General features: G+C 60.0%; 22 protein-coding genes. 10 read left to right on the top strand and 12 right to left on the bottom strand.

The window, feature by feature from the left end; all coding sequences use genetic code 11:
• Positions 1-10: 10 nt before the first annotated feature.
• From prfB to ACA059_RS25870, 9 genes are all read right to left on the bottom strand, one after another.
• A protein-coding gene (prfB, locus tag ACA059_RS25830) for a peptide chain release factor 2 (RefSeq protein ID WP_149631234.1) occupies positions 11-1,106 on the bottom strand; the annotation gives its coding sequence in 2 pieces (ribosomal slippage) (positions 11-1,033 and positions 1,035-1,106; 1,095 coding nt in all).
• Between the two features lie 283 nt (positions 1,107-1,389).
• Positions 1,390-2,391: a diguanylate cyclase domain-containing protein gene (locus tag ACA059_RS25835; protein WP_497631471.1), complete on the bottom strand. Its 1,002-nt coding sequence runs from the start codon at positions 2,389-2,391 to the stop codon at positions 1,390-1,392.
• Between the two features lie 47 nt (positions 2,392-2,438).
• Positions 2,439-3,449: a chemotaxis response regulator protein-glutamate methylesterase gene (locus ACA059_RS25840; protein WP_497631472.1), complete on the bottom strand. Its 1,011-nt coding sequence runs from the start codon at positions 3,447-3,449 to the stop codon at positions 2,439-2,441.
• A complete protein-coding gene (locus ACA059_RS25845; RefSeq protein WP_497631473.1) occupies positions 3,446-5,734 on the bottom strand; it encodes a hybrid sensor histidine kinase/response regulator in 2,289 nt (762 codons plus the stop codon). Before ACA059_RS25845 ends, ACA059_RS25840 begins: the two co-directional genes overlap by 4 nt.
• Positions 5,731-6,414, bottom strand: coding sequence for a chemotaxis protein CheW (locus ACA059_RS25850; protein WP_497631474.1), 684 nt, complete (start codon positions 6,412-6,414; stop codon positions 5,731-5,733). The genes ACA059_RS25845 and ACA059_RS25850 overlap by 4 nt, the downstream gene beginning before the upstream one ends.
• On the bottom strand, positions 6,411-7,682 hold the full coding sequence (locus ACA059_RS25855; protein ID WP_497631475.1) for a CheR family methyltransferase: 1,272 nt from the start codon (positions 7,680-7,682) through the stop codon (positions 6,411-6,413). Before ACA059_RS25855 ends, ACA059_RS25850 begins: the two co-directional genes overlap by 4 nt.
• On the bottom strand, positions 7,679-8,215 hold the full coding sequence (locus ACA059_RS25860; protein WP_497631476.1) for a chemotaxis protein CheW: 537 nt from the start codon (positions 8,213-8,215) through the stop codon (positions 7,679-7,681). The genes ACA059_RS25855 and ACA059_RS25860 overlap by 4 nt, the downstream gene beginning before the upstream one ends.
• The gene (locus ACA059_RS25865; RefSeq protein ID WP_497631477.1) at positions 8,215-9,837 is read right to left on the bottom strand and encodes a methyl-accepting chemotaxis protein; all 1,623 of its coding nucleotides are present in this window, start codon (positions 9,835-9,837) and stop codon (positions 8,215-8,217) included. The genes ACA059_RS25860 and ACA059_RS25865 overlap by 1 nt, the downstream gene beginning before the upstream one ends.
• 188 nt (positions 9,838-10,025) lie before the next feature.
• Positions 10,026-10,748 carry a tellurite resistance TerB family protein gene (locus ACA059_RS25870; RefSeq protein WP_497631478.1) on the bottom strand — a complete coding sequence of 241 codons (723 nt, stop codon included), beginning with the start codon at positions 10,746-10,748 and terminating at the stop codon, positions 10,026-10,028.
• Positions 10,749-10,934: 186 nt separating this feature from the next.
• Between ACA059_RS25870 and ACA059_RS25875 the strand changes: the two genes are divergently transcribed.
• From ACA059_RS25875 to ACA059_RS25910, 8 genes are all read left to right on the top strand, one after another.
• Positions 10,935-11,849 carry a LysR family transcriptional regulator gene (locus ACA059_RS25875; RefSeq protein ID WP_008072897.1) on the top strand — a complete coding sequence of 305 codons (915 nt, stop codon included), beginning with the start codon at positions 10,935-10,937 and terminating at the stop codon, positions 11,847-11,849.
• A gap of 100 nt (positions 11,850-11,949) precedes the next feature.
• Positions 11,950-13,437, top strand: coding sequence for a gamma-aminobutyraldehyde dehydrogenase (locus ACA059_RS25880; protein ID WP_497631479.1), 1,488 nt, complete (start codon positions 11,950-11,952; stop codon positions 13,435-13,437).
• A gap of 82 nt (positions 13,438-13,519) precedes the next feature.
• The gene (gene ydcS / locus ACA059_RS25885; RefSeq protein ID WP_415765445.1) at positions 13,520-14,671 is read left to right on the top strand and encodes a putative ABC transporter substrate-binding protein YdcS; all 1,152 of its coding nucleotides are present in this window, start codon (positions 13,520-13,522) and stop codon (positions 14,669-14,671) included.
• A 190-nt stretch (positions 14,672-14,861) separates the two neighbouring features.
• Entirely contained in the window at positions 14,862-15,899 is a 1,038-nt protein-coding gene (locus ACA059_RS25890) for an ABC transporter ATP-binding protein (protein ID WP_497631480.1), read from the top strand.
• A gap of 1 nt (position 15,900) precedes the next feature.
• The gene (locus ACA059_RS25895) at positions 15,901-16,848 is read left to right on the top strand and encodes an ABC transporter permease (RefSeq protein WP_415771189.1); all 948 of its coding nucleotides are present in this window, start codon (positions 15,901-15,903) and stop codon (positions 16,846-16,848) included.
• Positions 16,838-17,680, top strand: a complete 843-nt coding sequence (locus ACA059_RS25900; RefSeq protein ID WP_497631481.1) for an ABC transporter permease — start codon at positions 16,838-16,840, stop codon at positions 17,678-17,680. Before ACA059_RS25895 ends, ACA059_RS25900 begins: the two co-directional genes overlap by 11 nt.
• Positions 17,681-17,811: 131 nt before the next feature.
• Positions 17,812-19,236 (top strand): gamma-aminobutyraldehyde dehydrogenase, encoded by a 1,425-nt coding sequence (locus tag ACA059_RS25905; protein ID WP_497631482.1) that lies wholly within the window; start codon positions 17,812-17,814, stop codon positions 19,234-19,236.
• A gap of 255 nt (positions 19,237-19,491) precedes the next feature.
• Entirely contained in the window at positions 19,492-20,976 is a 1,485-nt protein-coding gene (locus ACA059_RS25910; protein WP_497631483.1) for an APC family permease, read from the top strand.
• 110 nt (positions 20,977-21,086) lie between these two features.
• On the opposite strand, the gene ACA059_RS25915 is transcribed toward ACA059_RS25910, so the two are convergent.
• Both ACA059_RS25915 and ACA059_RS25920 read right to left on the bottom strand, forming a co-directional pair.
• Positions 21,087-21,644 (bottom strand): hypothetical protein, encoded by a 558-nt coding sequence (locus ACA059_RS25915; RefSeq protein WP_497631484.1) that lies wholly within the window; start codon positions 21,642-21,644, stop codon positions 21,087-21,089.
• Positions 21,645-21,649: 5 nt separating this feature from the next.
• Positions 21,650-22,072: a ComF family protein gene (locus ACA059_RS25920; protein ID WP_497631485.1), complete on the bottom strand. Its 423-nt coding sequence runs from the start codon at positions 22,070-22,072 to the stop codon at positions 21,650-21,652.
• A gap of 517 nt (positions 22,073-22,589) precedes the next feature.
• Here ACA059_RS25920 and ACA059_RS25925 point away from each other — a divergent pair.
• Both ACA059_RS25925 and ACA059_RS25930 read left to right on the top strand, forming a co-directional pair.
• Entirely contained in the window at positions 22,590-23,102 is a 513-nt protein-coding gene (locus ACA059_RS25925) for a BRO-N domain-containing protein (RefSeq protein WP_497631486.1), read from the top strand.
• Between the two features lie 96 nt (positions 23,103-23,198).
• Positions 23,199-23,402 (top strand): hypothetical protein, encoded by a 204-nt coding sequence (locus ACA059_RS25930; protein WP_497631487.1) that lies wholly within the window; start codon positions 23,199-23,201, stop codon positions 23,400-23,402.
• 10 nt (positions 23,403-23,412) lie between these two features.
• Here the strand turns inward: ACA059_RS25930 and ACA059_RS25935 are convergent, their stop codons facing one another.
• Positions 23,413-23,598 (bottom strand): hypothetical protein, encoded by a 186-nt coding sequence (locus tag ACA059_RS25935; protein WP_008151642.1) that lies wholly within the window; start codon positions 23,596-23,598, stop codon positions 23,413-23,415.
• Between the last annotated feature and the right edge of the window lie 42 nt (positions 23,599-23,640).

Consider the following 23,640-nt stretch of genomic DNA (forward strand, 5'->3'; position numbering starts at 1 on the left):
GACTGGCGGTTTACAGGCCTTGCTTCAGGCTGGCCACCAGGTATTCGTCGATGTCGCCGTCGAGCACCTTGTCGCAGTCACTGCGTTCGATGTTAGTGCGCAAATCCTTGATCCGCGACGCATCGAGCACGTAAGAGCGAATCTGGTGACCCCAGCCGATGTCCGACTTGGTGTCTTCCAGGGCCTGGGAGGCGGCGTTGCGTTTCTGCACTTCCTGCTCGTACAAGCGCGCCCGCAACATTTTCATCGCGGTGTCTTTGTTGGCGTGCTGGGAGCGTTCGTTCTGGCAGCTGACCACGGTGTTGGTCGGTACGTGCGTAATACGGACGGCCGAGTCGGTGGTGTTTACGTGCTGACCACCGGCACCGGAGGAGCGGTAGGTATCGATGCGCAGGTCCGACGGGTTGATGTCGATTTCGATGTTGTCATCGATTTCCGGCGACACGAACACGGCCGAGAACGAGGTGTGGCGACGGTTACCGGAGTCGTACGGGCTCTTGCGCACCAGACGGTGCACGCCGATTTCGGTACGCAACCAGCCAAAGGCGTATTCGCCCTTGATGTGGATCGTGGCGCCCTTGATCCCGGCAACTTCACCGGCCGACAGCTCCATGATGGTCGCGTCGAAACCGCGTTTGTCGGCCCAGCGCAGGTACATGCGCAGCAGGATGTTGGCCCAGTCCTGAGCCTCGGTACCGCCGGAGCCGGCCTGGATGTCCAGGTAGGCATTGTTGGCGTCCATCTCACCGCTGAACATGCGACGGAACTCGAGTTTTTCCAGGGACTCGCGCAGGCGTTCGACTTCGGCAGCGACGTCATCGACGGCGGCCTGGTCTTCTTCTTCGGCGGACATCAGCAGCAGGTCTTTGGCGTCGGCCAGGCCGGTGTGCATTTCGTCGAGGGTTTCGACGATCTGAGCCAGCAGGGACCGCTCGCGGCCCAGCTCCTGAGCGTACGTCGGGTTGTTCCAGACATTCGGATCTTCAAGCTCGCGATTGACTTCAGTCAGACGCTCATGCTTTTGATCGTAGTCAAAGATACCCCCGAATAGTTTCGGAGCGCTCGGACAGGTCCTTGATACTGTTAAGGATCGGGTTGATTTCCATGGCGGGCAGCACTCGTTGGCGAACTTTTGAAAGCCGGCGAGTATAACGTAATCAGGCTGTCACGGCAGCCCGCCTGGCGGCTTAGGGGCAACATAAAACCTGTGGCGAGGGGGCTTGCCCCCGTTGGGTCGCGAAGCGGCCCCAAAATCTGCAACCAAGGTGCAACAGGCACACCGCATGCAATGGTTTTACGACTGCTTCGCAGCCGAACGGGGCGATGCGGCGTTCCGACAAGCCCCCTCGCCACAGGGTGCGCATCAGGCTAGAGATCTGCGCTTGAGCGTCATTCAATCCCCACCTGATTACGCCCATTGTTCTTCGCCAGATACAGCCCCTTGTCCGCCGCCGAGATCAATTGACGGCAATCGCCGCCCGGCTGCGGGGTCATGGTCGACAGGCCGATGCTGATGGTCAGGCTCGAACCTTCGGCCGGGAAAACGTGCGGGATCTTCAGCGCGGCCACGGTCTGGCGCAGTTTTTCCGCGACCAGTCGTGCGCCGCCCGGCGAAGTATTGGGCAGCACCAGAACGAACTCTTCGCCGCCGTAACGGGCCGGCAAGTCCGAAGGCCGCGCACTCGCATCACGAATCGCCGTGGCCACTTTGCGCAAGGCTTCATCGCCTTCAAGGTGGCCGAAGCTGTCGTTGTAGGACTTGAAGTAGTCGACATCGATCATCAGCAGCGACAGTTGACTCTGGTCACGCAGCGAACGGCGCCATTCAAGCTCCAGGTATTCGTCGAAATGCCGGCGGTTCGACAGCCCGGTCAGGCCGTCTGAGTTCATCAAGCGTTGCAGCACCAGGTTGGTGTCGAGCAACTGCTGCTGGCTGACCCGCAACGCGCGATACGCGGCGTCACGCTGCAGCAACGTCATGTAGGAACGCGAGTGATAGCGGATGCGCGCCACCAGTTCGATGTTGTCCGGCAACTTGACCAGGTAATCATTGGCCCCGGCCGCAAATGCCGCGCTCTTGATCAGCGGGTCTTCCTTGGTCGACAGGACAATGATCGGAATGTCTTTGGTCGCCGGATGATTGCGGTACTCGCGCACCAGGCTCAGACCGTCAAGACCGGGCATCACCAGATCCTGAAGGATCACCGTCGGTTTGATGCGGATCGCCTGGGCGATGGCCTGGTGCGGGTCGGCGCAGAAGTGGAAGTCGATGTTATCTTCGTTCGCCAACCCGCGGCGCACCGCCTCGCCGATCATTGCTTGATCGTCCACCAACAACACCATGGCGGCGTTTTCGTCGGTTTTGAAGCCGTCGAGCTGTAAATCATTCATGGGCAGTCACCTGAGTACTACTTGGGCCAGATTGCTGTGAAAAACCTTCATTTGGGGAAAATCTCCAGCAATCGTGGCGCTATCTTGTCCAGTGGGCGAATTTCCACCGCCGCGTCGATGGCCGCTGCCGCCTTCGGCATTCCGTACACCGCACTACTGTTTTGATCCTGAGCGATGGTCAGGTAGCCCTGTTGGCGCATGAGTTTAAGCCCCTGTGCGCCATCGCGTCCCATGCCGGTGAGCAAAACACCCACGGCATCGCCGTTCCAGTAGTTGGCCACACTCTCGAAGAACACATCGATCGAGGGCCGGTAGATCTCGTTGACCGGTTCGGCGGTGTAAGCCAGCGTGCCGTTTTTCAACAAGCGAATATGGTGGTTGGTGCCCGCCAGCAGCACCGCGCCGGCCTGCGGAGGCTCGCCTTCCTGGGCCAGGCGCACATTCAGGCCGCTGGCGCTGCTGAGCCATTCGGCCATACCGGCAGCGAACACCTGGTCAACATGCTGCACCAGCACGATGGCGGCCGAAAAATCTCGCGGCAACCCCTTGAGCAATACTTCCAGCGCGGCCGGCCCACCTGCCGATGAGCCAATGGCGATCAGGCGCTGGCGCGAAGCCGAACTGCGCAGCGGGCTCGGGGCGGCTCGCTCCCGATTGCCCCGGTCACCGATCAGCCAACCGATGTTGATGATCTTGCGCAGTAACGGGGCCGCTGCCTCTTGGGCATTGCCGGCACCGATGGCCGGCGTATCGACCACATCCAGCGCTCCGTGGCCCATGGCCTCGAACACCCGATGCACGTTCTGCTCGCGGTCGACCGTAACGATGACAATCGCGCACGGCGTATCAGCCATGATCCGCCGGGTCGCCTCCACGCCATCCATCACGGGCATGATCAGGTCCATCAGAATCAGATCCGGCGTATTTTCAGCGCAACGCTGCACCGCCTCGGCCCCATTACTGGCGACCCAGACCACATCGTGTGCCGGATCGAATGCCAGGGCGCGGCGCAGGGCCTCCACCGCCATGGGCATGTCGTTGACGATCGCTATTTTCATGCACGTGCTCCTCCAATGAGCTCAACCACCGCGTCAAGCAGGGCGTCGTCATGAAAACTGGCTTTGGCTAGATAATAGTCGGCTCCAGCGTCCAGTCCACGGCGACGGTCCTCTTCACGATCCTTGTAAGACACCACCATAACCGGAAGGGATTGCAGGCGATTGTCCCGGCGCAATAAAGACACCAGTTCGATGCCATCCATGCGTGGCATATCGATGTCGGTGATCAGCAGATCGAAGTCCTCCGAACGCAAGGCGTTCCAGCCGTCCATACCGTCCACCGCCACCGCCACGTCATAGCCGCGGTTGAGCAGCAACTTGCGTTGCAGCTCACGTACGGTCAGCGAATCGTCGACCACCAGAATCCGTTTTCGAGCCGCTTCAACCACCTGGCTGTCTTGACGGGCAATGCGCTCAAGACGCCCGGTATTGAGCAGTTTGTCCACCGAACGCAGCATGTCTTCGACGTCGACGATCAGCACCACTGAACCATCGTCGAGCAAGGCCCCGGCGGAAATGTCCTGCACCTTGCCCAGACGCTCGTCCAGCGGCAAAACGACCAACGTCCGCTCGCCGATAAAACGCTCGACCGCCACGCCGTAAATCGCCTCGCGCTCGCGAATCACCACCACTTTGAGGGTTTGCTGACTGTTCTGGCTCGCCGGACGCTGCAACAGCTGACTGGCCGCGACCAGCCCGACATGCCGGCCTTCGTGCCAGAAATGCTGACGGCCTTCGACCTGGACAATGTCCGCCGGCTCCAGATCGCACATCCGTTCGATGTGTGCCAGCGGGAAGGCATACGCCTCGTCACCGACTTCCACCACCAGACTGCGCACCACCGACAGGGTCAGCGGCACTTCGAGATGGAAACGACTGCCCTCGCCCGCCACCTGCTCCAGCACGACCGCGCCGCGCACCTGACGGACCATGTGCTGGACCGCGTCCAGACCGACGCCGCGCCCGGAGACTTCGGTGACCGTGTCGCGCAGGCTGAAACCCGGTAGAAACAGGAAGGTCAGCAGCTCTTCTTCACTCAATTGCGCGGCGGTTTCGGCCGGGGACAATTGGCGCTCGATGATGCTGCGGCGGACCTTTTCCAGATCGACGCCATTGCCGTCATCACTCAGCTCCAGCACCAACAGACCGGCCTGATGAGAGGCGCGCAAACGGATCAGGCCTTCAGCGGGTTTGCCCGCCATTAGCCGTTGCTCCGGGGATTCGATGCCGTGATCCACGGCATTGCGCAGCAGGTGAGTCAGCGGCGCTTCAAGTTTCTCCAACACGTCGCGGTCGACCTGGGTTTTCTCGCCCTCGATCTCCAGTCGCACCTGCTTGCCGAGGCTGCGACCGAGGTCGCGGACCATGCGCTCTTGCCCGGCCAACACATCGGCAAACGGCCGCATGCGGCAAGCCAGCGCGGTGTCGTACAACACTTGCGCCCGTTGACTGGCCTGCCAGGCGAACTCATCCAGTTCGGCGTTCTTTTCCACCAGCAATTGCTGAGACTCAGCCAGTAGCCGACGAGCGTCTTCGAGGGCTTCCTGTGCTTCCAGACTCAAGGCATGTTCCTTGAGGTGGACGTTGAGGTTTTCCAGGGCCCGCAGGCCGTTGTTCTGCATACGCTTGAGGCGTTGCATGGTGGCCAGGTGCGGTTTGAGCCGCAGGGTTTCCACCAGGGATTTGCTCGACAGGTCAAGCAGGCTGTTCAGGCGTTCGGCCGTGACCCGCAGCACCCGCTCGCCGTTTTCGGTGGTGCGTTTGGCCTTGCGCGGTGGCTCTGCGGGTTGCAGTTCGGCGACCGGGATTAGCGCCTCGACCTTGGGCGTCGGTGGTTCGAGCTGAAGTTCCGCCATCACTGGGGCGACAGGCGCAGTGACCGGCGCGGGCGCCGCCATCGGATCAAGCAACCGCGCCATCAACACCACATAGGCCTCGATTTCCGCCAGTTGAGGGTTGTTGTCCGGCGTTGCAATGCGCATCAGCAAATCGGTGCCTTGCAACAAGGCATCGATGTGCTCGGGCCGCAGGTACAGGCGCCCCTCCTGGGCACTGACCAGGCAATCTTCCATCACATGCGCGACGCTGACCCCGGCATCGACACCGACAATCCGCGCCGCGCCCTTGAGCGAGTGCGCCGCGCGCATGCACGATTCGAGGTGATCGGCCTGGGTCGGGTCGCGTTCCAGCGCCAAAAGACCTGCGCTCAGCACCAGTGTCTGGGCCTCGGCTTCCAGACTGAACAGTTCCAGCAAAGAGGCGTCGCGCATTTGCTCGGGGGTCATGTAAGGCTCCGGGTCACGGCGGACAGCAGCTGTTCTTCATCCAGCCAACGCAGGCTGCGACCTTTGAATTGCAACACGCCACGAGTGTATTTGGCGCTGGCCTGAGTGCCGGAGCGGGACGCCGCCTCGAGGATGTGTTCGTCGATGGCGTGAATCCCGTCCACTTCATCCACCGGTACCACCACCGGTCCGCCGTGGGCAGAGATGATCAGCATTCGCGGCATGACCCGCGCGCCGGACGCCACGCTGCTGGCGCCGTCGAGCCCCAGCAATTCCACCAGCGACAGGCACGCCACCAACGCGCCGCGCACATTCGCCACGCCGAGCAAGGCCCGGGAGCGTTGGTGCGGCAAGGAATGAATCGCTTGCAGCGGCGCCACTTCCACCAGACTGCGAGTGGCCAGGGCCAGCCATTCTTCGCCCAGACGGAACATCAACAGCGAACGGGTTTGCACCTCGCTCTCGACCGCCGTGGAGACTTGCCCGCGGTCTTCCTGCTGTAACGCGTAGCGGTCGAGCAGGCGCGTAGCCGCGGCCGAATACACCGCGCAATTGCGACAGTGAATGTGATCGCTCAGCAGCGGGCAGGACTTGTCGCCGTGGACACCTATGCGGTTCCAGCAGTCGTCGATGGCCTGGGCATCTTCATGGATGAGGCTAAAGGTGTCGGCGGCGTTCATCGGTTACGCTCACTGTCAGCGGCGCGCTCACTGCGGGCGGCGCGGTCCTGCAATCGTCTGGCTCCCGCCGTGTCGCCCAAGGATTGCAGCAACGCCGCCAGGTGCATCAACGCGTCGGGATGTTGCGGGTCGAGGTACAACGCCTTGCGATAAAAACCCTGAGCCTCAAGGACTCTGCCGGCGACATCGCTGAGCAAGCCCAGCCAGTAGAAGACTTGGGCCACTGGCTCGTGACTGCGCAAATAGCTATCGCACGCGGCGCGGGCCTCGGCACTTTTGCCTTCGTTGGCCAGCGCGGCGATGTTCGCCAGCAGCGCGGCGGTGTCCGGGTTGGCGACTTTCGTCACCACAGGCAACGGCGCCACCGTTGCGAAGGGCCGGTTGCGAACGGGCGGCGGTGTCACGCTGCGCACCGGTTGGCGCACGGGCAGAGGCGTCGGCACGAACGTCGCAATGGGCGCAGGCTCTGGTGCGCTCTGACGACTGAACGCAAAGGACTGCGGGATGCCGATCGAACGCATGCCGAAACGGCCGAGCAAACTGCCCTCGGCCGGGCCGATAAACAGCACGCCATCCACATGGGTCAGACGCTTGAGCACTTCGAACACTTGCTGCTGGGTCGGCTGATCGAAATAGATCAGCAGGTTGCGGCAAAACACAAAGTCATAAGGCGGTTCGTTGGCCAGCAACGTCGGATCCAGCAGATTGCCGACCTGCAATCGCACTTGTTCGAGCACTCGCCCGCTGAGGCGATAGCCCTCGCCTTCGGCGGTGAAATGCCGGTCGCGAAAGGCGATGTCCTGACCCCGGAACGAATTCTTGCCGTACAGCGCGCGCCGGGCTTTTTCCACCGACAACGGACTGACGTCCATGCCTTCGACCTTGAACTGGTGCGGCTGTAACCCGGCATCGAGCAATGCCATGGCGATGGAATACGGTTCTTCACCGGTGGAACACGGCAGGCTGAGAATCCGCAGCGCGCGCATGTTGTTGATGTCGCTCAGGCGTTTGGTGGCCAGCTTCGCCAACGTGGCGAAGGATTCCGGGTAACGGAAAAACCAGGTCTCGGGGACAATCACCGCTTCGATCAGCGCCTGCTGCTCGTCCTGCGAACCCTGCAAGGTGTGCCAGTACTCATCGGCCGTCAGCGCTTTGGACGCCGTGCTGCGCTGGCGCACCGCACGCTCGATGATCGCCGGGCCGACGGAGGTCACGTCGAGACCGATGCGCTCTTTGAGGAAATCGAAAAACCGTTGATCGCTGCTCATGGCCGCTCCTCAAGCAGCGCCAGGTTCAGAGGCTGCGACGGAAACAGCAGCGCGCGAACCTGATCGTCGAGCAAGTCGGCGACCCGCACCCATTGCAGCAAACCCTGGGCATCTTCACGCACCGGCCCGAGGTACGGCGCCTGGCGATTGTCCAGGCCATAGGGCTGAAAATCCGCCGGGGTGCAGCGCAAGGTATCGGTGGCCTGTTCCAGAATCAGCCCGAGCAATTGCACCTCAGCGGTTTCATCCGGACGGTAATTGACCAGCACCAGGCGCGTGCTGGTGCGGGCCTGGGCCGGTTGGCCGAACGTCAGCGCACTGAGGTCGATCACCGGCACCACCGCGCCGCGGTAGGCGAACACCCCGGCCACCCAGTCCGGCGCGCGGGGAATCGGTTTCAACGGCAGACGCGGCAGCACTTCCGCCACCTCGATGGCCTGCAAGGCATAGCGCTCGTTGCCGATGCGGAACACCAGAAACAATGATTGCAGCGCCGGCTTCACGGCGATGCGTTTGGCCGTGGGTTCGCTCATCAGACTTTGAATCGCGAAACGCCGCTGCGCAGCCCTACGGCCACCTGGCTCAGCTCATCGATGGCGAAACTGGCCTGGCGCAGGGACTCGACGGTCTGGCTGCTGGCATCGCCCAACTGCACCAGCGCGTGGTTGATCTGCTCCGCGCCCGTGGCCTGGGCCTGCATGCCTTCGTTGACCATCAACACCCGCGGCGCCAATGCCTGAACCTGATGGATGATCTGCGACAACTGCTCGCCGATTTGCTGCACTTCGGACATACCACGGCGCACTTCTTCAGAGAACTTGTCCATGCCCATCACCCCGGCCGACACCGCCGACTGGATCTCGCGCACCATCTGCTCGATGTCGTACGTGGCGACGGCGGTCTGGTCCGCCAGACGCCGCACTTCGGTGGCGACCACGGCAAAACCGCGGCCGTATTCACCGGCCTTTTCGGCCTCAATCGCCGCGTTGAGGGACAGGAGATTGGTCTGGTCGGCGACCTTGACGATGGTCACCACCACCTGATTGATGTTGCCGGCCTTCTCATTGAGGATCGCCAGTTTGGCGTTGACCAGATCGGCCGCGCCCATCACCGAGTGCATGGTCTCTTCCATCCGCGCCAGTCCTTGCTGCCCGGAACCGGCGAGCACCGAGGCCTGATCGGCGGCGGTGGAGACTTCGGTCATCGTGCGCACCAGGTCGCGAGAAGTGGCCGCGATTTCACGGGACGTCGCACCGATTTCGGTGGTGGTGGCAGCGGTTTCGGTGGCGGTCGCTTGCTGTTGCTTGGAGGTGGCAGCGATCTCAGTGACCGAGGTGGTGACCTGCACCGAGGAACGCTGGGCCTGGGACACCAGGGACGTCAGCTCGGTCATCATGTCGTTGAAGCCGGTTTCCACGGCGCCGAATTCGTCCTTGCGCGCCAGGTTCAGACGACCGCTGAGATCGCCGGTACGCATTATTTCGAGGATCTGCACAATGCGGTTCATCGGCGCCATGATCGCGCGCATCAGCAGCAGACCGCAGAGGCCGGCGGCCAGCACCGCGACCAGCAGGGAAATCCCCATGATGATTTTCGCGGTGACCACGGCGTCATCGATGATCGCGATCTCCTGATCGGCCACCGCTTTGTTTTCGCGAATGATGTCATTGAGCTTCATGCGACCTGCGGTCCAGGCCGGGGTCAGTTGCTCGTTGAACATCTTGATGCCTTCGGCGTCCTGGTTGCGCTTACGCAAGTCGAGCACGGCAGCCAGGGCCTTGTTGTAATCGACATGGAGTTTTTCAAAAACGGCGTACTCGACCTTGTCCTCATCCGTGGTGACCGTGCGTTGGTAGTTACTCATCTGCTCTTGCAGACGCACCTCGAAGTTCTTGAAGTTTTCAGCCTCTTCCGCGCTGAAGCCCTGCCCCTCCTTCAACCCCAGCATTTCCTGGGTCCGCAGGTAAGTGTCAACCCAGGCGCTGCGAATCATCGAGCTGTAATACAACCCGGGAAGCGCGTCTTCACGGACGCTCGCTTCGCTGTCTTCAATCTTCAGCAGCCGGGAATACGAGACGACGACCATCAGCAACATGATGGCGATAATCACCGCAAAGCTCGCCAAGATGCGTTGGCGCAACGTCCAGTTCTTCACAGTCAGTCCTCGGGGAGCATTTCAAATGCTGCGGAGTATAGCCGAGGGCGGGGTTGCATCTAGAAAGGGTTGCGCCCCACTTCTCATCCCCGGCAAAAACAGCCGAAATTGGCCCTGAGGGGGGCATGTAGCGCGACTGAAGGCGCCTTCGCGGCGACCCGACTTGCCCGCGAAGGCGGCCTGCTGACTTACACAGAAGCCTGGCGAACCTGCTTTTCCAACTCAGCCTTCAGCCCCGGCTCAAGCTTCAACTGACGTGCAAGCTCATCGAGGTAGGACTTCTCCATGAAGCTCTCCTCATCCACCAGCATCACACTGGCGATGTACATTTCGGCAGCCATTTCCGGCGTGCTGGCGGCGCGGGCGACTTCTGTCGGGTCGAGCGGCTTGCTGAGTTCGGCATGCAGCCACTGCTGCAATTCCTGATCGTTGTCGAGTTTGGTGAATTCGCCTTCTATCAATGCACGCTCGCGTTCATCAACGTGGCCATCGGCTTTGGCCGCCGCAACCAGCGCCTTGAGTATCGCCTGGCTATGCAACTCGACTTGCGCTGGAGGCAGACGATCGAGTGTTTGCGGTTCAGTCTTCGGCGCGGTGCCCTGCTGGGCCTGCCAATTACCGTAGGCCTTGTAGGCAATGACGCCGAGCGCCGCGAGACCGCCGTAGATGGCGACTTTGCCGCCGACGTTGCGCGCCTTTTTGCTGCCGAGCAACAGACCCATGGCGCCGGCCGCCAACGCCCCGCCGCCTGCACCCGAAAGCAGGCTGCCGAGGCCGCCCGAACCACCGCTGCCGCCGAGCAATCCGCCCAAGCCACCGCCGGAGGTCTTGTTTTGTGAGCCGCCGGCCTTGTTCTGCAACATGTCCTGACCGGACTTGAGTAGCTGATCGAGCAATCCACGCGTGTTCATTTGCCGCCTCCAAAAAAGGGGTTAACCGGATCAATAAGGCCACCAGCCTAGATCGAAAGTGCCCGGCATCCGGGGGCGAGAGTGCTTCGAGATGTTGCGCAGCGCCGTTCATCTGACCTCAGCCCCTCAGAAAAATAGATATACACTCAAGCAAATCTATAAAACCGCCCACCGGGTACTTTCTCCATGATGACCTTGCGTCAGATCCGTCACTTCATCGCCGTGGCCGAGACCGGTTCAATCTCCGCCGCCGCGCAAACCGCGTTTATTTCTCAGTCCACCTTGACCCTGGCCATCCAGCAATTGGAGCAGGAAATCGGCGTCGGCCTGTTCAACCGTCACGCCAAGGGCATGACGCTGACCCACCAGGGCCACCAATTCCTGCGCCAGGCGCACCTGATTCTGGCGACGGTGGACAACGCCAAACGCAGCCTGCAACAGAGCACCGATCAGGTCGCCGGGCAATTGATCATCGGCGTGACCAGCCTGGTGGCCGGTTACTACCTCGCCGATCTACTCACCCGTTTCCAGCGCGCCTACCCCAATGTCGAGATCCGGGTGATGGAGGACGAGCGCCCTTACATCGAGCATTTGCTGGTCAGCGGCGAGATCGATGTCGGCGTGTTGATACTCTCCAACCTCGAAGACCGCCACGCCTTGCAGACCGAAGTGCTGACCCACTCGCCCCATCGGCTGTGGCTGCCGGCTCAGCATCCGCTGCTGGAACACGACAGCATCAACCTCGCCGACGTGGCCCGTGAGCCGTTAATTCAGCTGAACGTCGATGAAATGGACCGCAACGCGCAACGCATGTGGTCGGCGGCCTCGCTGCAGCCGCGCATCACATTAAGAACGGCGTCGACGGAAGCGGTGCGAAGCCTGGTGGCAGCGGGTTTGGGCGTGTCGATCCAGCCAGACATGACTTACCGCCCGTGGTCACTGGAGGGCGACATCATCGAAGCGCGACCGATTGCCGACCTGAGCCAGACCCTCGACGTCGGCCTGGCCTGGCGCCGTGGTACCGCGCGCCCAGCGTTGGTGGACCCATTCCTGACCGTCGCCCGCGAGCAGCCCCACGGCGGGCGCAAGCCATCTATTTAATCGAACGCCACCTTCAGTATTTAGTATTTGTCGACCTCGGGTGCGGCGCCTAGTCTTGGTACATCTATAAGACGGCCGGGCCCCAGTCACAGGGAGCAGTATGGCCACACAAGAAAAGAGAACCCGAAAAATGGCTGGCGCGCAGACCCCGTTGTTCACCGCGTTGTTGATCGATGGCGAATTGGTCGCGGGTCAGGGGTTTGTCGAACCGATCCTCAACCCGGCCACCGGGGAAGTGCTGACCCACATCGCCGAAGCCAGCACCGAGCAAGTCGAAGCCGCCATCCTCGCCGCCCACCGCGCCTTTGCCGGTTGGTCGCGGACTACACCGCAACAACGCTCGAACCTGCTGCTGGACATCGCCAACGCCATTGAAAAACAAGCCGACCTCCTCGCCCGTCTCGAATCGCTGAACTGCGGCAAACCGTTGCACCTGGCCCGTCAGGATGACTTGAGCGCGACAGTCGATGTGTTCCGTTTCTTTGCTGGCGCCGTGCGCTGTCAGACGGGTCAGCTCAGCGGCGAATACCTGCCGGGCTACACCAGCATGGTCCGACGCGATCCGATTGGTGTGGTGGCGTCGATTGCGCCGTGGAACTACCCGATCATGATGGCCGCGTGGAAAATCGCCCCGGCCCTGGCCGCCGGCAACACGCTGGTGTTCAAACCGTCCGAACACACGCCACTGTCGATTCTGGCCCTGGCGCCAGCGCTGGCCGAGATCCTGCCGCGCGGCGTGATCAACATTGTCTGCGGTGGCGGTGAAGGCGTCGGCAGCCACTTGGTCAGTCATCCTAAAGTGCGCATGGTGTCGTTGACCGGCGATATCGTCACCGGGCAAAAAATCCTGCAAGCCGCCGCGAAAACCCTGAAGCGCACTCACCTCGAACTCGGCGGCAAGGCCCCGGTGATCGTTTGCAACGATGCGGACATTCAAGCCGTTGTCGAAGGCGTGCGTACTTATGGCTATTACAACGCCGGCCAGGATTGCACCGCTGCCTGCCGAATTTATGCACAGGCCGGGATTCATGATCGCTTGGTGGCCGAACTCGGCGCAGCGGTCAGCAGCCTGCGCTTCGCCGGCAAACGCGACGCCGACAACGAGATCGGCCCGCTGATCAGCACCCGCCAACGCGACCGCGTGGCCAGTTTCGTCGAGCGCGCCCTCGGCCAGCCGCACATCGAACGGGTGACCGGCGCGGCGGTGCATTCCGGTGCCGGCTTCTATTACCAGCCGACGTTGCTGGCCGGTTGCAAACAGACCGATGAGATCGTCCAGCGCGAAGTGTTCGGGCCGGTGGTCACCGTGACCCGTTTCGATCAGCTCGAACAAGCCGTGGACTGGGCCAACGACTCGGAATACGGCCTCGCCTCCTCGATCTGGACCCAGAACCTGGACAAGGCAATGCAGGTCGCGGCGCGCTTGCAGTACGGCTGCACCTGGATCAACAGCCATTTCATGCTGGTCAGCGAAATGCCCCACGGCGGCCTGAAGCGTTCGGGCTACGGCAAAGACTTATCCAGCGATTCGCTTCAGGACTACAGCGTGGTGCGGCACATCATGGCCCGCCACGGACAGCATCTCTGACTACGCTTATAACAAGCCGCTAACGGCATGCTTCACCACGTTCAAAACTGCCCCGACCATAATTAAAGAAGAGGGAAACCCCATGTTCGTGCACAAGACCGCACTGCTCAGTGCAATCACCACCGCGCTGCTGGCCAGTGCCAGTATCCAGGCCGCCGAACCGCTGAAAGCCGTTGGCGCCGGCGAAGGTCAGCTGGATATTGTGGCCTGGCCTGGCTACATCGAACGTGGCGAAAGCGACAAGGCCTATGACTGGGTCACCGGCTTCGAAAAGGAAACCGGCTGCAAGGTCAACGTCAAGACAGCCGCCACTTCCGATGAGATGGTCAGCCTGATGTCCAAGGGTGGTTACGACCTGGTGACTGCATCCGGCGATGCCTCCCTGCGACTGATCGCCGGCAAGCGTGTGCAGCCGATCAACACGGCATTGATCCCGAACTGGAAGAACATTGACCCTCGTCTCAAGGACGGACCTTGGTACGTGGTCAATAAGCAAACCTACGGCACCCCGTACCAATGGGGCCCGAACGTGTTGATGTACAACACCAATATCTTCAAAACAGCGCCGGACAGCTGGAGTGTGGTGTTCGAAGAGCAAACCCTGCCGGACGGCAAGTCCAACAAGGGTCGGGTCCAGGCCTACGACGGCCCGATCTATATCGCCGATGCGGCGCTTTATCTCAAATCGAAACAGCCGGAACTGGGCATCAAAGACCCGTACCAGCTCAACGAAGCGCAATACAAAGCGGCGCTGGAGCTGCTTCGCAAGCAACAGCCCTTGATCCACCGCTACTGGCATGACGCAACGGTCCAGATGAGTGACGTCAAAAACGAAGGCGTCGCGGCGTCCAGCACCTGGGGCTACATGGTCAACGGCCTGGTGGCGGACAAGCAGCCGGTTGCCTCGGTCATTCCAAAAGAAGGTGCAACGGGTTGGGCCGACACCACCATGCTCCACGCCGAAGCCAAGCACCCGAACTGTGCCTACAAGTGGATGGACTGGTCGCTGCAACCGAAAGTCCAGGGTGACTTGGCGGCATGGTTCGGTTCGTTGCCGGCGGTTCCTGCGGGCTGCAAGGAAAGCGAGTTGCTCGGTGCCGAAGGTTGCAAGACCAACGGTTATGACCAATTCGACAACCTGGCCTTCTGGAAAACCCCGCAGGCTGAAGGCGGCAAATTCGTGCCGTACAGCCGCTGGACCCAGGACTACATCGCGATTATGGGCGGCCGTTAAGCCCTCTGTAGCAGCTGCCGAGGCACGAGGCTGCGTTGCGTGTCCGCAGGACCGCCCTCGGGGCCGCTGCGCAGCCCGACGCAGCCTCGTACCTCGACAGCTGCTACGACGCTGTTCATTAAGTTTCAGTTTTTCAGAAGTCCAGGCTGGGGTCGCTGTGACGACCCTCGCCTTTTTGGAGCACCGCACCATGACGCTTGCAGTCCAGTTCACCAACGTTTCCCGTCAGTTCGGCGAAGTGAAGGCCGTTGACCGGGTTTCCATCGATATCCAGGACGGCGAGTTCTTTTCCATGCTGGGCCCTTCCGGTTCGGGCAAAACCACCTGTCTGCGCCTGATCGCCGGTTTCGAACAACCGAGTGCAGGTTCTATCCATATTCACGGCGAAGAAGCCACCGGGCTGCCGCCTTATCAGCGTGACGTGAACACCGTGTTCCAGGATTACGCGTTGTTTCCGCACATGAACGTACTCGACAACGTCGCCTACGGTTTGAAAGTCAAAGGCGTCGGCAAGTCCGAACGCCAGAAACGCGCCGAAGAAGCCCTCGACATGGTCGCCCTCGGTGGTTACGGCGAGCGCAAACCGGTGCAACTGTCCGGCGGCCAGCGCCAGCGTGTGGCCCTGGCCCGCGCCCTGGTCAATCGTCCGCGCGTGCTGCTGCTCGATGAACCGTTGGGCGCCCTCGACTTGAAGCTTCGCGAGCAAATGCAGGGTGAACTGAAGAAGCTGCAACGCCAGCTCGGCATCACCTTCATCTTCGTCACCCACGACCAGACCGAAGCACTGTCGATGTCGGATCGTGTGGCGGTGTTCAACAAGGGGCGCATCGAGCAGGTCGACACTCCGCGCAACCTCTACATGAAACCGGCTACAACCTTTGTCGCCGAATTCGTCGGCACCTCCAACGTGATTCGCGGCGATCTGGCGAAACAATTGAGCGGCAATCCACAGCCGTTTTCGATTCGCCCGGAACACGTGCGTTTCGCCGAAGGTCCGCTGGCCAGCCATGAAATCGAAGTCAGCGGTTTGCTCCATGACATTCAGTACCAGGGCAGCGCCACCCGCTATGAACTGAAACTGGAAAACGGTCAGACCCTGAACATCAGCCAGGCCAACGTCCAGTGGCTGGACGTCAGCGCGCAACATCAGACCGGGCAACGCATCAGCGCGCGCTGGGCACGGGAAGCGATGATCCCGCTGCACGACAACGTTGTCGGCGGGGTGTGAGATGAACAGCGTGGCTCTCCCTCAAACCCCGGCCGGCGGCTCGCCGTTGCGCAGGTTTTCCAACCTGCTGTATCGCCGACCGAATTTTTACCTGTCACTGCTGCTGGTACCGCCGCTGCTGTGGTTCGGCGCGATCTACCTCGGCTCGCTGCTGGTTCTGCTGTGGCAAGGCTTCTACACCTTCGATGATTTCACCATGGCGGTCACGCCCGACCTGACCCTGGCGAACTTCGCTGCGCTGTTCCAGCCGTCGAACTTCGACATCATCCTGCGCACCTTGAGCATGGCCGTCGTCGTCTCGATCGCCAGCGCCATCGTCGCGTTCCCGATTGCCTATTACATGGCGCGCTACACCACCGGCAAAACCAAGGCGTTTTTCTACATCGCGGTGATGATGCCGATGTGGGCCAGTTACATCGTCAAGGCGTATGCCTGGACCTTGCTGCTGGCCAAGGGCGGCGTGGCGCAGTGGTTCGTTCAACACCTGGGTCTTGAGCCGGTTTTGCAGTTCATTCTGGGCATTCCGGGCGTCGGCGGCAGCACGTTGTCGACCTCGCACCTGGGCCGTTTCATGGTGTTCGTCTACATCTGGCTGCCGTTCATGATCCTGCCGATTCAGGCCTCGCTGGAACGGCTGCCACCGTCCTTGCTGCAAGCCTCGGCCGACCTCGGCGCCAAGCCACGCCAGACCTTCATGCAAGTGACGCTGCCGCTATCGATTCCGGGCATCGCGGCCGGTTCGATCTTCACCTTTTCGCTGACCCTGGGCGACTTCATCGTGCCGCAACTGGTGGGCCCGCCGGGCTACTTCGTCGGCAGCATGGTGTACGCCCAGCAAGGCGCGATCGGCAACATGCCGATGGCCGCGGCCTTCACGTTGGTGCCGATTGTGTTGATCGCCATTTACCTGACTATCGTGAAACGACTGGGGGCCTTCGATGCGCTCTGATGCAAAAAAACAAGCGCCAGAAACGCACGGGGAGAAAGCCTCGCTAGGCCTGCGCATCGCAGCCTGGGGAGGGTTGGTGTTTCTGCACTTCCCGATCCTGATCATCTTCCTGTACGCCTTCAACACCGAAGACGCGGCGTTCAGTTTTCCGCCCAAGGGCTTCACCCTGAAGTGGATCGGCGTGGCGTTCTCCCGTCCCGACGTACTGGAAGCAATCAAGCTGTCGCTGCAAATCGCCTCCGTCGCAACGTTGATTGCGCTGGTCCTTGGCACGCTGGCATCGGCGGCGTTGTACCGCCGGGATTTCTTCGGCAAGCAAGGCATCTCGCTGATGCTGATCCTGCCGATTGCCTTGCCGGGGATCATCACCGGTATCGCCTTGCTGGCGACCTTCAAGACGCTGGGCATCGAGCCGGGGATGTTCACCATCATCGTCGGTCACGCGACCTTCTGTGTGGTGATCGTCTACAACAACGTCATCGCCCGCTTGCGTCGCACTTCTCACAGTTTGATCGAGGCTTCGATGGACCTCGGCGCCGACGGCTGGCAGACCTTCCGCTACATCGTCCTGCCGAACCTCGGCTCGGCGTTGCTGGCCGGCGGCATGTTGGCGTTTGCCCTGTCGTTCGACGAAATCATCGTCACCACCTTCACCGCCGGCCATGAACGCACCCTGCCGCTGTGGCTGCTCAACCAGCTCAGCCGCCCACGGGACGTGCCGGTGACCAACGTCGTCGCGATGCTGGTGATGATGGTGACCATGCTGCCGATCCTCGGCGCCTATTACCTGACCCGTGGCGGTGAGAGCGTTGCGGGCAGTGGCGGGAAATAGATCATTAACTGACAACAATCCCTGTAGGAGCTGCCGAAGGCTGCGATCTTTTGGCGTCGATGAGAATGCCAAAGATCAAAAGATCGCAGCCTTCGGCAGCTCCTACAAAGAGCCAGAATGAGGACATGAATATGCAAACCAAACTATTGATCAACGGCCAACTGATCGACGGCGAAGGCCCCGCCCAACCGGTGTTCAACCCGGCCCTCGGTCGTGTGTTGGTGGAAATCAACGAAGCCAGTGAAGCCCAGGTCGATGCCGCCGTGCGTGCCGCCGACAGCGCCTTCGAAGGCTGGTCGCAAACCACGCCGAAAGAACGTTCGCTGCTGCTGCTCAAACTCGCCGACGCCATCGAAGCCCACGGCGAAGAGCTGGCCAAACTGGAATCGGACAACTGCGGAAAACCTTACAGCGCCGCGCTGAACGACGAGATCCCGGCAATTGCCGACGTGTTCCGTTTCTTCGCCGGCGCCAGCCGTTGCATGAGTGGTTCGGCGGGCGGTGAATACTTGCCGGGCCACACCTCGATGATCCGTCGCGACCCGGTCGGCGTGATCGCGTCCATCGCACCGTGGAACTACCCGCTGATGATGGTTGCCTGGAAAATCGCCCCGGCCCTCGCGGCGGGTAATACCGTGGTGCTCAAGCCGTCGGAACAAACCCCGCTGACCGCCCTGCGTCTGGCGGAACTGGCGTCGGAGATTTTCCCGGCCGGCGTGCTTAACCTGGTGTTCGGTCGTGGTCCTACGGTCGGCAGCCCATTGGTCACACACCCGAAAGTGCGCATGGTCTCGTTGACCGGTTCGATCGCCACCGGCTCGAACATCATTTCCAGCACCGCCGACAGCGTCAAACGCATGCACATGGAACTGGGCGGCAAGGCTCCGGTGATCATCTTTGACGACGCCGACATCGACGCCGCCGTGGAAGGCATTCGCACCTTCGGCTTCTACAACGCAGGCCAGGACTGCACCGCCGCCTGCCGCATCTACGCGCAGGAAGGCATCTACGACAAATTCGTCGAGAAGCTCGGCGAAGCGGTCAGCAGCATCAAGTACGGTGTGCAGGATGATCCGTCGACCGAGCTGGGCCCGTTGATCACCGCCCAACATCGCGACCGCGTGGCCGGGTTTGTCGAGCGCGCCGTGGCGCAGCCGCATATCCGATTGATCACCGGCGGCAAAGCTGTTGAAGGCAATGGCTTCTTCTTCGAACCAACGGTGTTGGCCGACGCGCAACAGGACGACGAAATCGTCCGTCGTGAAGTGTTCGGGCCGGTGGTGTCGGTGACCAAATTCACCGATGAAGCACAGGTGCTGGGCTGGGCCAACGATTCGAACTACGGCCTGGCGTCGTCGGTCTGGACCTCGGACGTCGGACGTGCGCATCGCTTGTCCGCACGCTTGCAGTACGGCTGCACCTGGGTGAATACGCACTTCATGCTGGTCAGCGAAATGCCGCACGGCGGTCAGAAACTGTCCGGTTATGGCAAGGACATGTCCATGTACGGGCTGGAGGACTACACCGTCGTTCGGCATGTGATGTTTAAGCATTAAAAAGCGAAAAGATCGCAGCCTGCGGCAGCTCCTACAGGGGTTGCGGCAGGCGCAATGTCCGCGGCGCAGGCAATCAATGTAGGAGCTGCCGCAGGCTGCGATCTTTTCAAGCAGGCGCACGGAAAGTGTCAGCGATTTACACCAGGGATTCACCGCAATTCAAAAAACAATAACCACCGATCCGGGCAGCGCCGTCATGGCCCTGTCATGGTTTCGGACATCCGAAATCTGCCGATTTTCCGGAGCTAACACACCATGAGTGCATCACCCGAACTCTCCGCAGCCGTTGCCGACAGCGATGCCGAGCAACTACGCAAGTTGGGTTACACCTCGAACTTTAATCGCAGCATGAGCCTGTGGGAAAACTTCGCCCTGGGCTTCACTTATCTCTCTCCGGTCGTAGGGGTTTATACCCTGTTCGGCCTGTGCCTCGCCGCCGGTGGGCCACCGATGTTCTGGGCCTATTTGCTGGTCGGATGCGGCCAATTGTTGGTGTGCCTGATCTTCGGCGAGGTGGTCTCGCAGTTCCCGATTTCCGGTGGCGTGTACCCTTGGGCTCGTCGCTTGGTGGGCAAGCGCTGGGCGTGGATGGTTGGCTGGATCTACTCCATCGCCCTGTGCGTCACCATCGCCGCCGTTGCGGTGGGCGCCGGTCCGTACCTGGCCGCCATGATGGGCTTTGAACCAAGCAACAACACCAACATCGTCATCGCACTGTTCCTGACCTTGTTCGCCACCCTGGTCAACCTTAGCGGCACCAAGGTGCTGGCACGGATCGCCATGTTCGGCTTCCTGTGCGAACTGGTCGGTGCGGTGATCGTCGGTCTTTATTTGCTGATCTTCGAGCGCCATCAATCGATCAGTGTGTTGTTCAACACCTTCGATATCAGCATCGACGGCTCGTATCTGCCGGCGTTCCTCACCGCCTCGCTGGCGGGGATGTTCCTGTACTACGGCTTCGAGGCTTGCGGCGATGTGGCCGAAGAAACCCCGAACCCGAGCAAGCAGATCCCGGTGGCCATGCGCATGACCATCTACATCGGCGGCATCGCCGCGATGTTTGCCTGCCTGGCGCTAATCCTCGCCGTGCCAGACATGCAAGCGGTGATCAACGGCACCGACAAGGACCCGGTCACCACCATCCTCAACAACGCCTTCGGCCCGGTCGGTTCGAAAGTGGTGATGGGCGTGGTCATGATTTCCTTCATCTCCTGCGTCATCAGCCTGCAAGCCGCGGCGAGCCGTCTGCTGTATTCCTACGCTCGGGATGAAATGGTCATCGGCAGCTCACTGCTGAAGAAGATTTCCCCTACGACTCAGGTTCCGGTTGCGGCGCTGTTCGTGTCCGGCGTCCTGCCGGCGCTGATCATTGTGCTGGGCTTCTTCCTGCAGGATGCGGTGGCAACTATCGTAAGCTTCGCGGCCATCGGCATCTACCTGGCGTTCCAGATGATCGTGCTCGCCGCGTTGTATGCGCGCATGAAAGGCTGGAAGCCGAGCGGCAAATTCACCCTCGGCGCCTGGGGCTGGGCCGTGAACGTCGGCGCGCTGGTCTATGGCGTGGGCGCGATCATCAACATGGCCTGGCCACGCACGCCGGATGCGGCGTGGTACATCAATTATGCGATGGTGTTGAGTACTGCGATCGTGATTGGGTTGGGGCTGATTTACATGTGGCTTGCCAAGCCGTATGACCATGGGACTGCGCCTGCGGGAGATGCTTGGAAGGTTAGTCGATAAGGTTTTTTGCTCTCTCGGCACCGCTAGTGGTGCCGGCGCTAAAATATCCCCTTTCTCACACTTCTAGAGAAAGGGGAGTCAATGGCAGCTATTGACGGAAGAGAAAATCATCAAAGCAACAGTTCTGCTTGATCGTGCTTCAGCAAAGATATGCGATCGAAAAGCTTGATTTTTTCATCTGCCTTTTGTTTGGCGTAGTCCGACATAAACGCAACAAGTTCCTCAAGCTGACTCACGTTCCCTACCACCTTAAAAGCTTTTTCTTTGTTAACGAATACGAGCGACTTTTTCTTTCGAGACAACAACTCAATTACGTTACTCAGTGTTCCAGTGCTTTTTGCATCCCATATCATCAAGCCGTAATCCGCGGTCTCAGCCATGACAACATCCTTCGCCGTAAAAAAAGCTCGCGACCCTTTGGAGTGTTTGGTTTCCACCGTTCTAGCCGGCCATTCTCCAAGATTGTTTCGCGGGACCACGCCACTGCAATAAATAGTAGTTTTAGATCGAGCCAAGCTCAACAGATACTCTTGAATAGAAGTATCGGCTCCGCCCGCGTCGCCAACCACGACATCAAACTCTGAATCAACGATATTATTGATACGCTCTTTAACCTTCGGATCAAGGTGCTTGATATTAATAGAGCCCGCAATGAATACAGTTGTCATCTATCTCATTTCCAAGTTAACGCCGCGACGTAGATTTTTCCCACCTTGGGATATTTACGTAAAGAAGCACAGGCAGCGTCCATTGACGCCCCACTGTCAAACAAATCATCAACGACCAAAACATTCCAACAGCCTGTATTGGTAATTTCATCATTCACACTAAAGCTAGCTCCAATAGCAGCAACCTTTTCAGTCTTGGAATGCAAATCTTTAAGCGATTGCCCCGTAGCGGCCTTTCGGAGTAAATCCGAGAATACAGGCTTTCCTATTATTCGTCCTAACTCCATGGCAACCTCAGTAACGGGTTGTCGTTCACGTACATTCGAAGCCGGCATAGGAACTACGAACCCTACTTGAGCAAGCTTAGGTAAAACATTCGCAGCTACCGCTTGAGCAAGAGGGCCTTCATGTGCTTGTCCAGCACCCATCCCAGGTCCCAAGGACCGCTTATCTGTTTGAGGGATACTTTCAAGGCATTCTCCATTTTTAAACTCTGTCCATAAGCACCGAAATTTCCTTGGCGCTTTTTGACCATAGGCAATGAAGAACAGAGATTCCAGTCGAACGCCGCGTGGCGCTGGCTTTTATGCAAAAACAGGAAATTCCTACAGATCAAGCCTTCCAGAAAAGACACTGATTCCTACAACACGCGGCGCCAGAGTAGACTTGGCGCCGCGAGTGCCTGAACGATAGGCTTTACCTCGTCGCTGCCAAATCAGCGACCCGGGGTCGAAGCCGGAACACTATCAACATGGCGCATCCGCGCCCCCATATGAACTGGGGCATTTTTTGCCTTTCAGCTTCGCTTTATGGTGGGCCGTGTGGCGCGGGCCTCTCGGCTTACATGTTGATCGAGAATGTTCCGACTTCGAACGCCACACGGTCCGCCACCCAAATCTGTCGAAGGATTAGTGGCGGCTCCTTTTTCAACATGGAGTCAAAAAGATGCTTGAGTACACATCAAATCCGTCTGAAATCCATCCGCATTTCACCCCAACCATCTTCACCCGCCACAACCGCTTCCTCCATGCCTTCATGCAGGACAACCAAGCCTGGTTCTGCGTCCAGGATCTCGGTCGCTTGATGGGCCGCCCGATGGACCAACGCCTCACCCTGAAACTCGATCCCGATCAGCGTCGATACGTCTGGTTGCTCAAGAATGGGAAAGCAGTCGAATCACTGATGGTCAGCGAATCAGGGATGTATGCCCTTCTGGTGCACCATTTCGTCCCGGAAAATCGAAACCTGCGCCAATGGCTGAGCAACGAGGTCATGCCAATGCTGCATGATGCGAAGGCGGCTCCTGTGGATAACATTCCAAGCCTGAGTTCGTTGCAGTGGGCCGGGATCTCGGTGCCGCTGCTGCATTGGCAGCATCAGGCCTGGATCAAGTGGCGGGATATGCCTGATCTGATGCAGGCACAACGGCCGTTCACGATCGTAGGCACTTGCAGTTGAAGGTAGAGTGAAAAAATGAAAAAGGGGCAGACTTCACCGTCCGCCCCCTTGGTTTGAATACACCTGTTCAATCTCCCGCAAGAGCACTCCGCAGCCATGAGCAAACCGCGCATCACCAGCCAAAGCGTCACTGAAGTGATTCCAAGTGATAGCGCCTTTTCAGAAAAGTATTTGCAACAGACCATCGAGCAAAAAGACATCGCTGCTCGCCTCCAAGCAATCCACGAAGGCATTGCCGACGCCGATGCAGGAAAATTGACCTGCCTGGCCACCGTAAAAGCCAAATGGCCTTCACGGTAACCATCCTCGGTCAAAACCTTGAAACACTCCTCATCGCATCCACCAGATACCGCATCGCAATCTGGTCGCTTTCCGACAGCTCCCGATAGCGCTCCAACAACTTCATCTCGTCCGAACTGACCCGACGCCTTCGGCGCACGGTGGTCAGGCAAGGAAGGATTCCCAACAACTGGGTGATGCCTTGTACTTTCGTCATGGACGATGTCCTTCTATAAGCCCGAGAAAACTTCAAAAACCG

The sequence above is a fragment of the Pseudomonas sp. LBUM1647 genome, assembly GCF_059716175.1.

Coding starts and splice junctions, on each gene's coding strand:
- ACA059_RS25835 (WP_497631471.1), bottom strand. CDS start 2,391: ATGAATGATTTACAGCTCGACGGCTTCAAAACCGACGAAAACGCCGCC.
- ACA059_RS25840 (WP_497631472.1), bottom strand. CDS start 3,449: ATGAAAATAGCGATCGTCAACGACATGCCCATGGCGGTGGAGGCCCTG.
- ACA059_RS25845 (WP_497631473.1), bottom strand. CDS start 5,734: ATGACCCCCGAGCAAATGCGCGACGCCTCTTTGCTGGAACTGTTCAGT.
- ACA059_RS25850 (WP_497631474.1), bottom strand. CDS start 6,414: ATGAACGCCGCCGACACCTTTAGCCTCATCCATGAAGATGCCCAGGCC.
- ACA059_RS25855 (WP_497631475.1), bottom strand. CDS start 7,682: ATGAGCAGCGATCAACGGTTTTTCGATTTCCTCAAAGAGCGCATCGGT.
- ACA059_RS25860 (WP_497631476.1), bottom strand. CDS start 8,215: ATGAGCGAACCCACGGCCAAACGCATCGCCGTGAAGCCGGCGCTGCAA.
- ACA059_RS25870 (WP_497631478.1), bottom strand. CDS start 10,748: ATGAACACGCGTGGATTGCTCGATCAGCTACTCAAGTCCGGTCAGGAC.
- ACA059_RS25875 (WP_008072897.1), top strand. CDS start 10,935: ATGATGACCTTGCGTCAGATCCGTCACTTCATCGCCGTGGCCGAGACC.
- ACA059_RS25880 (WP_497631479.1), top strand. CDS start 11,950: ATGGCCACACAAGAAAAGAGAACCCGAAAAATGGCTGGCGCGCAGACC.
- ydcS (WP_415765445.1), top strand. CDS start 13,520: ATGTTCGTGCACAAGACCGCACTGCTCAGTGCAATCACCACCGCGCTG.
- ACA059_RS25890 (WP_497631480.1), top strand. CDS start 14,862: ATGACGCTTGCAGTCCAGTTCACCAACGTTTCCCGTCAGTTCGGCGAA.
- ACA059_RS25895 (WP_415771189.1), top strand. CDS start 15,901: ATGAACAGCGTGGCTCTCCCTCAAACCCCGGCCGGCGGCTCGCCGTTG.
- ACA059_RS25900 (WP_497631481.1), top strand. CDS start 16,838: ATGCGCTCTGATGCAAAAAAACAAGCGCCAGAAACGCACGGGGAGAAA.
- ACA059_RS25905 (WP_497631482.1), top strand. CDS start 17,812: ATGCAAACCAAACTATTGATCAACGGCCAACTGATCGACGGCGAAGGC.
- ACA059_RS25910 (WP_497631483.1), top strand. CDS start 19,492: ATGAGTGCATCACCCGAACTCTCCGCAGCCGTTGCCGACAGCGATGCC.
- ACA059_RS25915 (WP_497631484.1), bottom strand. CDS start 21,644: ATGACAACTGTATTCATTGCGGGCTCTATTAATATCAAGCACCTTGAT.
- ACA059_RS25920 (WP_497631485.1), bottom strand. CDS start 22,072: ATGGGTGCTGGACAAGCACATGAAGGCCCTCTTGCTCAAGCGGTAGCT.
- ACA059_RS25925 (WP_497631486.1), top strand. CDS start 22,590: ATGCTTGAGTACACATCAAATCCGTCTGAAATCCATCCGCATTTCACC.
- ACA059_RS25930 (WP_497631487.1), top strand. CDS start 23,199: ATGAGCAAACCGCGCATCACCAGCCAAAGCGTCACTGAAGTGATTCCA.
- ACA059_RS25935 (WP_008151642.1), bottom strand. CDS start 23,598: ATGACGAAAGTACAAGGCATCACCCAGTTGTTGGGAATCCTTCCTTGC.